The organism is Acidiplasma cupricumulans (genome assembly GCF_001402935.1).
Taxonomy (GTDB): domain Archaea; phylum Thermoplasmatota; class Thermoplasmata; order Thermoplasmatales; family Thermoplasmataceae; genus Acidiplasma; species Acidiplasma aeolicum.
The window spans coordinates 1-13,488 of sequence record NZ_LKBH01000065.1 but is presented as its reverse complement, the minus strand read 5'-3'; the positions used below and the strand labels follow the sequence as shown (position 1 = coordinate 13,488).

Genomic DNA, 13,488 nt, shown 5'->3' with positions numbered 1-13,488 from the left:
TATATAAAATTCCATAATATTAATCGGATGGCATCTGAGGACTGGAAATACCAAAAACGCTTTTTAAGAGATGAACTTACAGATATGGTATTCTATACATACCTTCATAATAAAATAGCAGACCCGGAAATGAAAAAAAATTTAGAGCACCTTGCTGAAACAGAAAAGGAGCATGCAAATTTCTGGGGGAATGAATTAAAAAAGAAACCAGGCATAGATATAAACAAAATAACATATAGAAAATTAAAATATTTTGGGCTTAAAATTGTAAGGTTTATAATAGGAAGGAATTTAATAATAAATCTGCTTGAGCATGGTGAATACGCCTCTGTTAGGAAATATAAGGAATATATAGATTCCTATAAGGGCAATGAGGATTACAAAAAAAAGGTAAGGGACCTAATCACACAGGAAATGGAGCATGAGGATATATTTGCCGGGAAAATATCAATTGAGGAGAAAACCATTCAAAAGAGCAGGGATTTTTTATATGGCATGAGTGATGGCCTGGTTGAGATACTTGCCACACTTGCAGGTCTTACAGCAATTATATCAAATAATATTTACATAGCATTAAGCGGTTTTGTTGTTGGAATTAGTGGAACATTCAGCATGACCTTGGGTTCTTATCTGGCACAGAAGTCTGAATCTGAATATAAAATATCCATGCTTAATAGAAAGCATATTTTTTCAAAGAGCAGGAAAATAGATGATTTAATTGAAAATTATTCCAAGGAGGCATCAAACTCTGCACTAAACACTGCAATATCATATATAGTGGGTGCGGCCATTCCAATACTCCCATTTGTTTTTCTTAGTAAATATGCTGCAATTCTTGTATCCATTATTGCGGTGGGATTAACACAGGGATTTGCAAACGCCGTTGTTGCTTTGTCTTTAAACACACCCATATTAAAAACCGCTGTCAGGGCATCATTGCTTGCACTTGGTGCGGCAGGCATAACATTTATTGCAGGAGAAATTTTTCACATAATATTTCATATTTCACTTTTATAATGAATAATTAATAAATGATACATAAATTATTTTCTGTTAACCATGTTAACACACAACTTTGGAACTTATCATCTCTTTGATGATTAACCTTCCTGTATAAACCCCAATAAATCTATTCTGACAAATGTCTCAGTGGCTGCAATTTTAATTATATTATATAATGCATTAAATCTGCATGTATAAGAATTCCCTTATATGTTCTGAATACTCCAATTTTTATTCCTTTCATAAATATTTTTCATGCTTCTCAATGCTTTCATATTGAAAAAGTTTAATATATATTTATAAATAGTGTCCAAGTAATGAAGGCACCAAGAATTGCATATTTTGTTGGTCTCTCCGCGATGTTTGCTGATATGGGGTATCAGGGGGCAATGGCCCTTCTGCCAGTATATCTAGTCTTTGTGCTGAAATTAAATTTTATATATTTCGGTATTGCTGAGGCATTAATTTTTGGATTTGGATCATTATTTTCCTATTTAGGTGGTAAATTAAGCGACAGATATGGGAGCAAGAATGTGGCAGTTGCAGGGAACAGCCTGATACCATTTTTATCATTCACAGGGTTTACATATATACCATTAATATCTGTTGGACTTTTTTCCACAGGATGGTGGATGAGAAATTTAAGGTCCCCGGCAAGGAGGGCGTTTCTGGCAGAGAATACAGAAGAAAATGAGAGGACATCATCATTTGGGATACTTCACAGCCTTGATGTTGGCGGTGGTATAATTTCAATTTTGATTCTTGTTATATTAATACTTTTAAATTTTACATACAAATATTTATTCTTATTCTCCATTTTTCCAATAATAATTTCCACATTAATACTGGCATCGATTAAATCAAATAAACACCTGCCTCTAAAAAAAAGCAATAAAAAAACAGTTCTGGAAAATAACAAATATATTTTTTATGGTATAATAATAGCCACCTCACTTTTTGGATTTGGATCCTACAGCATGGGATTTCCAATAATAACCGTTGCACAGAATGCGGATTACAGCCAGAGCCTTAAAATTATCTCCGGTATTGTATCATATGGAATATTTCTGGGTTTTTCCTCACTGACAGGATACATACTCAGCAGGGTAAATATTAAAAGTCAAATTTCCTCACTTGCCATATTTGGTTACATACTTTCAGGTGCCGGTACACTTGGAATTGTAATAACTCTAATTTATGGCCTCGGCCTGCCAGGATTTTATATTTCAATTATAATTGCATCTGTGGCGTTTGGCATAGTTGAGACATATGAACCATCAATAATATCAAAATCTGTGGATGCATCAAAGCTTGGTGCCGGCATGGGAATTCTATCCTCTTCAAGATCAGTTGGATATTTTATTGCAAATCTTATTATGGGTTTCCTGTATGAAATAAGCCCTGAATTCTCATATGCTTATGCTGGTATTGTTTCAATTGCGGCTGGTATAATCATACTTGCCTTCTTAAACATCCAAAGAAAATTAGAACCGGTGAAAATTTAAATTTGATATATACAAAGTTTAATATTTAAATACAGATATGGTTATTTATGGTGAATAAGGGTTTTAATTCAAAATGTGTGCATTCCGGTGATATGACCATAGATGGTGTGGGTAATGTTGTTACTCCAGTTTTTGAAAACTCCACATTTGAATTCAATGATAATGGTGTTTCAGGAGATTACATATATTCACGATGGGGGAATCCAACAGTTGAATCATTTGAGAGGAAATACGCGGATTTGGAAAATACTGAACACGCACTGGCATTTTCCTCTGGAATGTCTGCAATAACATCAAGTGTAATGGCCATGATAAAATCAGGTGATTCACTACTTACAATAAATGAGCTTTATGGCCAGACCTTTGAGTTCTTTTCAAATGTGTTGCCAAAATACAATATAAACGTTGATTTTACAACCGTGGAAGACCTGAATAGTGGAAATTTAAAAAATAAAAATTATAAATTACTATATATTGAATCAATAACAAATCCTCTACTTGAGGTTCCTGATCTAATAAATTTATCAAAAATATGTCATGAAATGGGAATAAGAATTGCCACGGATGCCACATTTGCCACACCTTATAATCAAAACCCGGTTTCAATGGGGGCAGATCTTGTTTTGCATAGTGGAACAAAATACATATCAGGCCATTCTGACCTTCTTATTGGCCTTGCAGGATTTAACAGATATTATGATGAATTTGCCTTCTCCAGAAAAACATTTGGTGGCACACCCGACGCATTTCAGGCCTATCTTGCTTATCGTGGGCTTAAAACGCTTGGCATAAGAATGGAAAGGCATAATAAAAATGCCATGGAGCTTGCGCAGGTTCTTAATGACTCTCAAAAAATTGAAAAGGTGTATTATCCTGGATTAAGGGATAATGAATACCATAAAATAGCCGAGAAAAATTTAAAGGGATTCGGTGGTATGATATCATTTAAGGTTAAGGGCGGAATAGAAAATTCACATAAATTAATTAAAAATTTAAAAATACCAAAATACGCGGTTAGTCTTGGTGGTGTTGAAAGCCTTATATCGATACCTGTTGAGGGCACGCATAAGGCAATGTCTCCTGAGGAAAGGGCAGCATCAGGCATAACGGATAACCTTGTAAGGCTTTCTGTTGGTATAGAGGATTCTGAGGATTTAATAGATGATTTTAAAAATGCCCTTGAAAAAATATAATTTATTTGCACAGTTTAATAAATTATTTAATCCTAATAAATTTTAAAATTAGTTGTATTTTTTTATTGCCACACCAAAAGTTGGGGTTTTTATCATTTCCTTAAAATTATTATGCTGTCTTATAAATTTTTTCCATGCATCATTCCAGTCAATATCGTCTGATGCCAGAATTCCATTAATATTCAGGTGTTCCATTGCCCACAGATATTCCCTTAACATATATTCCTCGGAGTGCATTGAATCATGAACAAAAAAATCTATTTTTAAGGATATTGCTGTAAGGGCAATATCGGAGCTTTCTATAACCTTTTGCCATCTGTTTTTCAGGTTATCAGGGACCAGCCAGCCTGCCATAAATTTTTTATTAGCCATTGTTACCTCATCCTTGATATCAATACTTATAAGTGTTCCACTGCCATTTTTTTCAAGGGCTTTGAGAATATAATATGTTGAGAAACCTGCCGATATCCCTGTTTCCACGCATATTTCTGGCCTGTACGTTCTAATCAGCATGTATAATAAAGCATCCTTTCCCTGTATACTTCTGAAATAACCGGTATTTGTTCCAAGATTTTCAACAAGTTTTTTGGATATTTCACTGCCAGTGCTGGCCAGGTCCATTATATCTTCATCTGAAAACAAATGTAATTTTCCTGCCCAGTAATAATATGTTATTAAAGACCATGCCATACCAGGTGTTGTGTTTTCTATTTTAACATTATTTTTAAAAGTTATATCCATGTAATACAAAGGGTTAGTGCGATATTTTAATAAAAATAGAAGAACGCTAAACGGCCTCTTCACACAAACCATTACATAATAGATTTTTGATAAATTTTTTAAAATCACATAATTATATAATTTATGTGAATAAAAATATTTGCTTTTTTAAAAAAATATTTTATCAAAAAAAGATGGTTAAAGCAGATGGTAGGCCCCGGTAATTTTATCCAGAATTTCATCCTCATCTGGGCCTATGCCAATACATGTCACTGTACCTGGCATTATCTGGGTATAGCCTGCGTCTGTGATAATCTGTGTTATAATCCCGGCATCCCTGCAGATTTCATTTAGTTTATATATTTCCTGCAGGCCATCCACCTTGATAACCACCTTCTTTTGCCCCTCAGAAAGCCATTCGCTAAATATTTTTTTATTTTTTTTCATGGAGATTAATGCACATGAAACCGCAGCATGGGCAACCTGTGCAGCTATTTTACCCTTGCCCATTTCAAGGTCCTTTCTAACAGCTATAACCATCTTTACCATGGTACATCCTTCATTTTAAATTTATAAGCCAGTATGTTAACTCCCCTGTGTATTGGCGGTGTAATAATTAAAAGCACTATAATTGCTATAAAATTACCATAAAATTTTAGAAAAAATGGTCTCGCAAAAATGTATATCATAAGAAATGAGACCAGCACAAATGGCCACTGATCAAGTATTGATCCCCTGGCACCACTCTTCAACCCTATCCTTCTTTTTATGAATGACCCTGTTAAATCACCAAGCAGGGAACCAAAACTCATTGGTATGAGAACCAGAACTGTGGAAACAAGATTGGCCCCATAGGTTCCGTATGGAACATGAATTAGTAATGTTATATAATATATTATAATACCAGAGACAACACCTATTAGCGACCCACCAATGAAACCAGACCATGTTTTCCCATCACCAAGTATGCGCTTCCCATGAAATGTTTTGCCCATGTCTATTTTAATATGCCCACCGGTAATTACGGCCCCGGGATTTGCAATGTATGCCGGCAGAAAAAGAATTATGGAGTATAATACAAACAGTACAATATTACCCATATGTTTCAACCGCCTTTAGTATATCGGCCTTTGTTATAATACCTTTTAGTTCGGTGCCATCCACAATAAGAACAGCATTTGAATACTTTAAAAGCGGGTAAATCATTGATATGGGACTGTCCTTATCAAGCTGTGGGAGTACTGCACCCATGACCTTTCTAACTGTAAGGTGCTTTAAAGATTCAATGGATGTTCCCTTTATTAGCATATCGTTTATATCCGACTCAGTAATTGTACCTATAATTCTTCTATCAGAGGTAACAACCGGTAGCTGAGAGAATCCTTTCTCCCTCATTTTGTTTAATGCGGTGATAATTGAATCGTTCATTTCACATGTAACAACATTTTTTGTCATGATGATTTCTGCCTTAAGGTCTATCTCCCTTGCCTTATTACCGGAGGCATTCAGATATTCAAAAATTTTTCTAACCTTGTCATATGCCGGATTTATTTCTCCCTTTTCCAGACGTGCTATGTAAGACTGGCTTACCCCGCTTATTCTTGCCAGCTCCTTCTGGCTTATGCCAAGGGATTTTCTCATTTTCCTTAATTCCTCAATACTGGGAAGCATAATTTTGCAATATAAAATTACTATTAATAATTATTGCTTAACAATATATAATACCAAAAAATAATCATAAAATGAGATCACAGGAATTTTTAAAAAAACACGGCAAGATACTTGTTCCAGTAATATCAACAGTAATATCCATATTAATTTTTGTAATGGCGCTTTACGTACCTGAGGCCATAATTCTTGTATTTGCAATACCTGTGGTAATATTCATTTTGATGCATTATTCTGGAATTTACAGATTTAAACCACGATTTTTTGGTGGATTAATAGTCCTCATAATCATGCTTCTTGTGGTTGCCGGCATATATTCAACTGATTTTTATCATTCCAGTGGTGTAACAACAACCAGTGAAAACCAGACATATATGGAAACAATAATAAGTCCATTTACACAGACATCTGGATATTATAATATCACTGTAAAAACAAATTACACTGGTAATATAAATTCTTCGTACATTAATATTGTATCGAGTAATTATAACAAAATTTATAATTATTCGTCTGGAGAACATGAAACCATTGGAAGTTACAGGTTAACATACTATCATATTAAACTGCCACCCGGACTCTACACTGTTTATTTTAATATAAGCAAGAAACTGTACATGGAAAGCATTGGCCCTGTCAATGTAAGTGCATTTACATTATATGTATATTACATTTATGCCATGGCGGATAAATACATTATTTTTCTTGGAATATTATACATAGCAGGGATAAGCATTGCATATTTCATGCAAAAGGGGAATTTAAATAATAATCAATTAAAAAAATAGAGATTTATCTTAGTGAGTTTACACGATTTATCTCACCATTTAATAAGAAAAAATTAATAAAACCTTGCGTTTATTTTAAAATATGTATGACATTACCGCAAAAAATATTTCAAAAACTTTCAAAAATTTTACAGCCCTTGACAGTATAAATTTAAATATAAACGGGGGCGAACGGGTTTCAATTCTGGGCCCTAATGGTGCCGGAAAAAGTACACTGCTTAAAATTTTAACAGGCATATTGAAACCTGACTCCGGATGCGTTAAAATAAACGGTCTGGATCCATTAACATCAGAGGCAAAAAAATACATAGGATATTTACCTGAGGATGCATACCCGTACCCAAATTTAAGCGTAATTTCAAATCTTGAATACATAGGCTCGATACGCGGTGTCGAAAATCTGGAGGAAAGAATTAATTATTTATTAGATTATCTGGAGATATATGAATACAGAAAGAAGAGGGTTTTAACATTATCCAGGGGTAACAGGCAGAAATTATCAATTGCACTGGCAGTAATACATAATCCAAAAATACTTTTGCTGGATGAACCGTTAAATTATCTTGATATACCCACACAGAGAAAGGTGGGTGATCTTTTAAATGGATTAAATGCAACAATGGTAATTTCAACGCATATCATGGAAATTGCAAGGAGGCTGTCAGGAAAGGTAATAATAATTAATAATGGAAGAATAAAATGGGAGGGGACAATGCCAGAGCTTGAGAGTATGGCAGGAGAAAATGAAAGTATAGAAACAATAGTGGAAAGGCTGATGTTAAATGTTGGGTAAGGTCATAAAATTAATACTTTCAACAAGATTTACAGTATTTTTCATGCTTTTAATTATAATTATGATATATGTTTCCATTATAAGTTCAATTACAGGCATAAATTTTTATCTCCCTGAATACAGATATGTATATATTCTAATCTCTGCAATATTTATATTATTATTTAGCAGACCCAGCAGGATACCTCTTATGAAATCTGATATAGATTTTCTTTATGTTTCACCAATAAAAAAAACAGATTTCGCTTTGGCCATCTTTATATCATATTATATTGTTTCAGGTATGATGTTGCTTATTTTTTTGCTTCCTTTTTCAGTTTATACTGTTTCAGGAATTTATGGCAAGGCTATTGCAATGACTGATACCGTGATTTTTTCTTTTTTTGCCGTGGCATCTGAATTAATTTCAATTTCAATGCAAAAATATAAAATTTTAATTGCGTCCATTATTATATTATACATTGCCTCAACTGCAATTTTTGGTTACGGCCCATTAGGATTTATTTTTGGGCATATATATTCAGGGACATTGATTATAATCGCCTCCATGATAATTGCCATGTACTTTTCCATTAAAGGCCTGGAGAACTATTCAGACCTTTCAATATCGGGTAAAAGCCTGGAATCCGATAATATCGGATTTTATTCTAAAAAAGGATGCATGTCCATATTAAAAAAATCGTATTATATGGTATACATGAGGGGAGGGATTGTAAAAAATTACAATATGTTCATATTTATTCCTCCCGGTGTAATTATTGCCATGTTAATATTCTATTTTTTCATAAAAATTCCAGATAAGGGTTTTTTATCGGAATTTATTATGATACTTTTTATTCTCTATTTAACCATATTTTCAATTTCGATGATCCAGAATACCTTTATGTATGAGAGGGGATGGCTTTCATTTAACTCGGTCGATCCTGCAGTTTATATGAGGTATTTTTTGCTTGGTAAGGTTTTAAGGTATTACACAATAATGATTCCAAGTGCAGTTATATTTTTACTGGAATATATATTTATTGGAGGTATTTATTATTATGTAACCATAATAATATTATTCAATATTCCATCAATGATAATTATTGGGGTCCTTGTCCTTATGAGAACAAACCCAAGGCAGATAAAGGACCCTGAATTTATTCAGATCAGAAATAGCATAAAAAATTCAGTTTACATGGTTTTAATAATACCATTCATTATTATCAATTTATTTATATTACTGTCATTTTACGCAGTCATAATATCATCATCAATACTTTTTGCATCTGGCATTTACATATTATTAAATAAGAATTTATGGAGATCTGCTGCATTAAAATTATTTGAAAGAGGTTTTATTTAATGCCATAGACATTAAATCATCATCATTATATGGCCTGTTTGTGCTTTTAATTTCGTTTAATATGTAATTTATATCGTCGTCACCAACATTTATGCCCATGTTTGCAAGTTTTTCCTTTATTGCGTGCTTTCCAGAATATTTATCTATTGTAAATCTGCGCGTTCTGCCAAAAATTTCAGGACTTAAAAATTCATATGTTGATGAGTTTTTTATTATTCCCTGTACATGAACGCCTGATTTATGTGTAAATGCAAAATCCCCAGTTACAGGATAATTTGGTGGCATTGATATACCTGTGTAATCCTCCACCTGCCGTGATATTTCCATGAGCATTTTTAAATTAATCACATCAATGTTCATATGATATTTTAGCATGGCGGCAATCACCTGTGTGGGAGTTATGCCAACACGCTCCCCAAGACCATTAATTGTGCTGTGTATTATTGTTGCACCGTTAAGTGCTGCAGTATAGCTGTTTGATACTGCCATGCCCATATCATTGTGTGCATGGATATCGTATTCAACATTTTTTATATCAGAAACTGATTTAAAAAGGCGTTCTGTACTTTCAGGCGTAAGTATACCAAGTGTATCGGCAAGTGATATTCTATCCGCACCTGCATCCCTGGCGGTTACAATAACGTCACGGAGAAAATTAATATCGGCCCTGCTTGCGTCCTCAGCAGTGAACCTAACCTTTATGCCATATGATGATGCATATTTGACCGCATCATAAATTATGTCCAGTGCCTCAGATCTTGTTTTATTTGTTTTGTATTTAAGGTGAATATCACTTATACCATAGAATATTGCTATTCTATCAACGTTTAATGATGCTGCTGAATCAATATCCATATGGGCCGCCCTGCTGTGTGCTATTATTTCTGATTTTATTTCACCGGTATTTTTTAAACCCATTATTTTTTTAATGCCGCTATAAATATCCTCAGATACCAGTGGGTGCCCCACCTCTATCATGGCGACACCGGCCCTGGAAAGTGATTTTGCTATTTCAACCCGCTGATTCTCCTTAAAAAGAACCCCCGGTGTCTGCTCACCCTCACGAAGTGTTGTATCAAGTATACCTATCTGTGACATATATTATCATAACATGATATCATACAACTAAATAAAATTTTCGTATTTTTATTACTAAATTCGTATTAACATATTAGTAAAAACCATTTATAATAAAATATTATCGTTTTTATGATTCTGGCGGTTGATGGTGGTGGTACAAAAACCTTTTCGGCCATAATTGATGAGAATAATTTAAGGGTCGTGGGGATAGGGGTTGCAGGTCCAAGCAATGTAAGAAGTGTGTCAAAATCCACATCAAAGGGCAATATAATTAGGTCAATAAATCGTGCAAAAAGAATGGCCAGATGCAATGATATTAAAAAATCAATATATGGTATAGCGGGTTATGGTGATTCAGCATACCATACAGATGAGGTAAATTCAATTGTTAAATCAATTAATAAAGATGCGGTTATCACAAATGATGGTGAGGCCGCCGTAAATCTTGTCACACTGGGCAGCGACGGTATAGTTGCTGCTGTTGGTACCGGTTCTGTTGGCTCATATATTAACAATGGCCGCATGCATAGAATCGGTGGCTGGAGCTACCTAACAGATGATGCTGCATCGGGTTTCTGGATAGCAAGAAGGGCCCTTGAAATGTGCGAGAAAAGCTACGATGGATTAATAGAAAAAACGGTTTTGATTAAAAAATTTGAGGATTACTTTAAAATGCCTTTAAGGGAGGTGGTTGCAAATCTTGAAAAACATTTTGATAAAAGACTTATGGCATCACTTGCAATTATTGTAGATGAATCATCGTCCCAGAATGATGAAGTTTCAATGCACATATTAAAATCTGCATTTGGAGAGATAAAATTAATGCTGGATGGAATGAGAAAAAATTTTCACAGGGATGTTACCATGGGGGTTCTGGGTGGCGTAATGCAGTCCAAATTAATTAGAACATACCTTAAAGAGGAGTTTAATGATATTAAAATTTTTTATGGATACCATGCAGCAATAGGAAATGCAATAAAATTGCTTAATATCAGGGAGGAATCCATAAGGGATGAACTTATTAGGGATGTTGATAACATGTTAGTGCATTTATCTCAGGTGGAGAAGGATTTGCTGTTCATCAAATAATATCTTTTTTCATAAAAGATATATCTAAATATTAGTTAGATATTATCTAGTAATGAAGGCACATATATCAGACCTGTTTATACTTGAACAGATATACTCAACGGAGAAAAAACCGTATGACATAATCAAGGGTATAAGGAAAAAATTTGATGCTGATTATAAACCAAGCACGGGCATGATATACCCATCATTAAAAAGGCTCATGGGCAATAATCTAATAACCAAGAATGAGGGCAGGTATAAAATTACTGAGGCCGGCATAGAATACTTCAATAAAAATAAGGAAAATTATGAGAAAATGGTTGAAAATTTTACTGAAAATAAAATATTTTTTAGGAATTTAAGAAAAAGCGTGCTAAATTTAATAGATGTAATAAAGGAATCTGATAAGGATTATATTAAAAATAATCAGGATAAAATAATAAGGGCAATAGATGAGATTTCATCCAGAATTTCAAAAATGGAGATAGAGTGATAAAGATGGATAACAGTATAGAAATAGAAAATTTAACAAAGATATATGGTGGAAATATTAAGGCGGTTGATAACGTTACCCTAAAAATAGGCAGGGGACAGGTATATGGACTTCTTGGCCAGAACGGTGCTGGAAAGACAACACTTATAAAAATGTTAACAGGCATTTTAAAACCAACTTCAGGAACTGCTAAAATAGCAGGATTTGATCTCAATAAGGATGCACTGAAAATAAGGCAGATAACAGGTGTAGTCCCACAGGACTTTACAACAGATGCAGATTTAAGTGGCTATGAAAATCTAAAGCTTGTGGCGGATCTTTATGGAGTACCAAAAAAGGAGGCGGAGGAAAGAATTGAAACACTGCTCAATATGGTTGACCTTTATGACGTTAAAAACAGGAGGGTAAGTGCCTACTCAGGTGGAATGAGAAAAAGGCTTGAACTGATTTGCGGCCTGATAAACACGCCGGAAGTCCTTTTTCTTGATGAACCAACACTGGGCCTTGATGTAACCACAAGATCAAATTTATGGAAATACATAAAATCCATTCGTGATGAGTTTAAAATTACAATAATATTAACATCACATTATCTTGATGAGGTTGACGCGCTTTCTGACAGACTTTCAATAATGGATCATGGCAAAATAATAGTTTCAGGAACATCAGATGAATTAAAGAAAAGTCTTAAGGGTGATATTATAACATTAAGGGTCAAAAATGACAGTGAGGAGAAAATAGTGGAAAATTTTAAGGATGCAATTGAGGTAAAAAAGATGGAGATGGGTGATATAAGGATGAAGGTAAACAACTCTGATGTGGTTCTGCCTGAACTGATGAAATACCTTGCAAGCAATAATATATCACCTGAATCCATTAGTATAAGGAAGCCCTCGCTTGATGAGGTGTTTATAGAATATACCGGTAAGCATATAGATTCAGAACAGAAGGATTATGCAAAAATGATGGGTTTTAAACAGAGGTGATATCATGGGTGGTTTGATTCCATTAACAATAAGGGATTTAAAAAGATGGTACAGAAATCCTGTATCTGCCATAGTGGGTGTAATCCAGCCGATATTCTGGATAGTTTTATTTGGAAGTGCCTTTGACATTGCAAAATTCGGTGTTAGGTCTGCCTTTTTCTTTGAGGGCGCACCGGATTATATAACATACCTTATGGGAGGAATATTAACGATTATTGGACTTTTCACAGGCATGTTTTCAGGTGTTAACATAATCTGGGACAGAAGGCTTGGAATTCTTCAAAGGTTTTTAATAGCCCCTATTAACAGGTCATCAATAGTTTTCTCAAGAATATTATCCTCTGTTGTGAGGATACTGGTTCAGGTTGTAATCTTATTTGTTGTCGGATTGCTAATTCCAGATGGCCTAAAGATTGCAAAGGGATTTGACATCATGGATGCTGTTATTCTTGTATCAGCAGTGCTCATGATATCATTTATATTTTCCTCACTATTCAGCATAATAGCTGTGAGAATGACAAAGATGGAATCAGTTTTTGGTATAGTTAACCTTATAAACCTGCCACTAATGTTTGCAAGCTATGCCATGTTCCCACCAGATCTGATGGCAAACTGGTTAAGCAATGTTGCCAAATATAACCCAATATCATGGTCTGCCCAGTCTGTAAGGCTTGTAATAATAAATGGTTCATTAAGTGCATCTCAGGCACATTCTGTGCTAATGTATATGACTGGGCTTCTTGTACTCAGTGTATTTATGCTTTTGCTTACATATATTTTATCAGAAAGAGAGATAAGGGAGTAAAAAATTTTTAAATTTTTATAAATACATCAGATTTAGAAA

At 34.1% G+C, this 13,488-nt stretch carries 15 protein-coding genes; 10 read left to right on the top strand and 5 right to left on the bottom strand.

Annotated elements, in window-relative coordinates; all coding sequences use genetic code 11:
• Window positions 1–27 precede the first annotated feature (27 nt).
• The 3 genes from AOG55_RS02160 to AOG55_RS02150 all read left to right on the top strand — a co-directional run bounded on the left by AOG55_RS02160 (window position 28) and on the right by AOG55_RS02150 (window position 3,700).
• Complete coding sequence (locus AOG55_RS02160) at window positions 28–1,017, top strand: VIT1/CCC1 transporter family protein (protein WP_048102112.1); 990 nt, start codon at window positions 28–30, stop codon at window positions 1,015–1,017.
• A gap of 302 nt (window positions 1,018–1,319) precedes the next feature.
• A complete protein-coding gene (locus AOG55_RS02155) occupies window positions 1,320–2,507 on the top strand; it encodes an MFS transporter (RefSeq protein ID WP_048102111.1) in 1,188 nt (395 codons plus the stop codon).
• Window positions 2,508–2,554: 47 nt separating this feature from the next.
• Entirely contained in the window at window positions 2,555–3,700 is a 1,146-nt protein-coding gene (locus AOG55_RS02150) for a PLP-dependent transferase (protein WP_048102110.1), read from the top strand.
• A gap of 48 nt (window positions 3,701–3,748) precedes the next feature.
• On the opposite strand, the gene AOG55_RS02145 is transcribed toward AOG55_RS02150, so the two are convergent.
• From AOG55_RS02145 to AOG55_RS02130, 4 genes are all read right to left on the bottom strand, one after another.
• Window positions 3,749–4,441: a class I SAM-dependent methyltransferase gene (locus AOG55_RS02145; RefSeq protein ID WP_048102109.1), complete on the bottom strand. Its 693-nt coding sequence runs from the start codon at window positions 4,439–4,441 to the stop codon at window positions 3,749–3,751.
• A 177-nt stretch (window positions 4,442–4,618) separates the two neighbouring features.
• Window positions 4,619–4,969, bottom strand: coding sequence for a peptidyl-tRNA hydrolase Pth2 (gene pth2 / locus AOG55_RS02140; protein WP_048102108.1), 351 nt, complete (start codon window positions 4,967–4,969; stop codon window positions 4,619–4,621).
• A complete protein-coding gene (locus AOG55_RS02135; RefSeq protein WP_048102107.1) occupies window positions 4,963–5,520 on the bottom strand; it encodes a CDP-2,3-bis-(O-geranylgeranyl)-sn-glycerol synthase in 558 nt (185 codons plus the stop codon). Before AOG55_RS02135 ends, pth2 begins: the two co-directional genes overlap by 7 nt.
• Window positions 5,513–6,091 (bottom strand): CBS domain-containing protein, encoded by a 579-nt coding sequence (locus tag AOG55_RS02130; protein WP_048102106.1) that lies wholly within the window; start codon window positions 6,089–6,091, stop codon window positions 5,513–5,515. The genes AOG55_RS02135 and AOG55_RS02130 overlap by 8 nt, the downstream gene beginning before the upstream one ends.
• Window positions 6,092–6,162: 71 nt before the next feature.
• Here AOG55_RS02130 and AOG55_RS02125 point away from each other — a divergent pair, with 71 nt between their 5' ends.
• From AOG55_RS02125 to AOG55_RS02115, 3 genes are all read left to right on the top strand, one after another.
• Window positions 6,163–6,876 carry a hypothetical protein gene (locus AOG55_RS02125; protein WP_048102105.1) on the top strand — a complete coding sequence of 238 codons (714 nt, stop codon included), beginning with the start codon at window positions 6,163–6,165 and terminating at the stop codon, window positions 6,874–6,876.
• An 82-nt stretch (window positions 6,877–6,958) separates the two neighbouring features.
• Complete coding sequence (locus tag AOG55_RS02120) at window positions 6,959–7,669, top strand: ABC transporter ATP-binding protein (RefSeq protein ID WP_048102104.1); 711 nt, start codon at window positions 6,959–6,961, stop codon at window positions 7,667–7,669.
• Window positions 7,659–9,014 (top strand): hypothetical protein, encoded by a 1,356-nt coding sequence (locus AOG55_RS02115; RefSeq protein WP_048102103.1) that lies wholly within the window; start codon window positions 7,659–7,661, stop codon window positions 9,012–9,014. Before AOG55_RS02120 ends, AOG55_RS02115 begins: the two co-directional genes overlap by 11 nt.
• On the opposite strand, the gene lysS is transcribed toward AOG55_RS02115, so the two are convergent.
• Complete coding sequence (gene lysS, locus AOG55_RS02110; RefSeq protein WP_048102102.1) at window positions 8,991–10,112, bottom strand: homocitrate synthase; 1,122 nt, start codon at window positions 10,110–10,112, stop codon at window positions 8,991–8,993. The genes AOG55_RS02115 and lysS overlap by 24 nt on opposite strands.
• A gap of 111 nt (window positions 10,113–10,223) precedes the next feature.
• On the opposite strand from lysS, the gene AOG55_RS02105 reads away from it, so the two are divergent.
• Genes AOG55_RS02105 through AOG55_RS02090 form a run of 4 tightly spaced genes read left to right on the top strand, consistent with a single transcriptional unit; the run spans window position 10,224 to window position 13,449 of the window.
• Window positions 10,224–11,183 (top strand): BadF/BadG/BcrA/BcrD ATPase family protein, encoded by a 960-nt coding sequence (locus AOG55_RS02105; RefSeq protein WP_048102101.1) that lies wholly within the window; start codon window positions 10,224–10,226, stop codon window positions 11,181–11,183.
• Between the two features lie 52 nt (window positions 11,184–11,235).
• Window positions 11,236–11,658, top strand: coding sequence for a PadR family transcriptional regulator (locus AOG55_RS02100; RefSeq protein WP_052656833.1), 423 nt, complete (start codon window positions 11,236–11,238; stop codon window positions 11,656–11,658).
• Window positions 11,659–11,663: 5 nt separating this feature from the next.
• Entirely contained in the window at window positions 11,664–12,644 is a 981-nt protein-coding gene (locus tag AOG55_RS02095) for an ATP-binding cassette domain-containing protein (protein WP_048102192.1), read from the top strand.
• 4 nt (window positions 12,645–12,648) lie between these two features.
• Entirely contained in the window at window positions 12,649–13,449 is an 801-nt protein-coding gene (locus AOG55_RS02090; protein ID WP_048102100.1) for an ABC transporter permease, read from the top strand.
• Window positions 13,450–13,488 lie beyond the last annotated feature (39 nt).

Bases quoted from the DNA above. Each gene is read 5' to 3' on its own strand.
- AOG55_RS02160 (WP_048102112.1), top strand. From the start codon at position 28: ATGGCATCTGAGGACTGGAAATACCAAAAACGCTTTTTAAGAGATGAA.
- AOG55_RS02155 (WP_048102111.1), top strand. From the start codon at position 1,320: ATGAAGGCACCAAGAATTGCATATTTTGTTGGTCTCTCCGCGATGTTT.
- AOG55_RS02150 (WP_048102110.1), top strand. From the start codon at position 2,555: ATGGTGAATAAGGGTTTTAATTCAAAATGTGTGCATTCCGGTGATATG.
- AOG55_RS02145 (WP_048102109.1), bottom strand. From the start codon at position 4,441: ATGGATATAACTTTTAAAAATAATGTTAAAATAGAAAACACAACACCT.
- pth2 (WP_048102108.1), bottom strand. From the start codon at position 4,969: ATGGTAAAGATGGTTATAGCTGTTAGAAAGGACCTTGAAATGGGCAAG.
- AOG55_RS02135 (WP_048102107.1), bottom strand. From the start codon at position 5,520: ATGGGTAATATTGTACTGTTTGTATTATACTCCATAATTCTTTTTCTG.
- AOG55_RS02130 (WP_048102106.1), bottom strand. From the start codon at position 6,091: ATGCTTCCCAGTATTGAGGAATTAAGGAAAATGAGAAAATCCCTTGGC.
- AOG55_RS02125 (WP_048102105.1), top strand. From the start codon at position 6,163: ATGAGATCACAGGAATTTTTAAAAAAACACGGCAAGATACTTGTTCCA.
- AOG55_RS02120 (WP_048102104.1), top strand. From the start codon at position 6,959: ATGTATGACATTACCGCAAAAAATATTTCAAAAACTTTCAAAAATTTT.
- AOG55_RS02115 (WP_048102103.1), top strand. From the start codon at position 7,659: ATGTTGGGTAAGGTCATAAAATTAATACTTTCAACAAGATTTACAGTA.
- lysS (WP_048102102.1), bottom strand. From the start codon at position 10,112: ATGTCACAGATAGGTATACTTGATACAACACTTCGTGAGGGTGAGCAG.
- AOG55_RS02105 (WP_048102101.1), top strand. From the start codon at position 10,224: ATGATTCTGGCGGTTGATGGTGGTGGTACAAAAACCTTTTCGGCCATA.
- AOG55_RS02100 (WP_052656833.1), top strand. From the start codon at position 11,236: ATGAAGGCACATATATCAGACCTGTTTATACTTGAACAGATATACTCA.
- AOG55_RS02095 (WP_048102192.1), top strand. From the start codon at position 11,664: ATGGATAACAGTATAGAAATAGAAAATTTAACAAAGATATATGGTGGA.
- AOG55_RS02090 (WP_048102100.1), top strand. From the start codon at position 12,649: ATGGGTGGTTTGATTCCATTAACAATAAGGGATTTAAAAAGATGGTAC.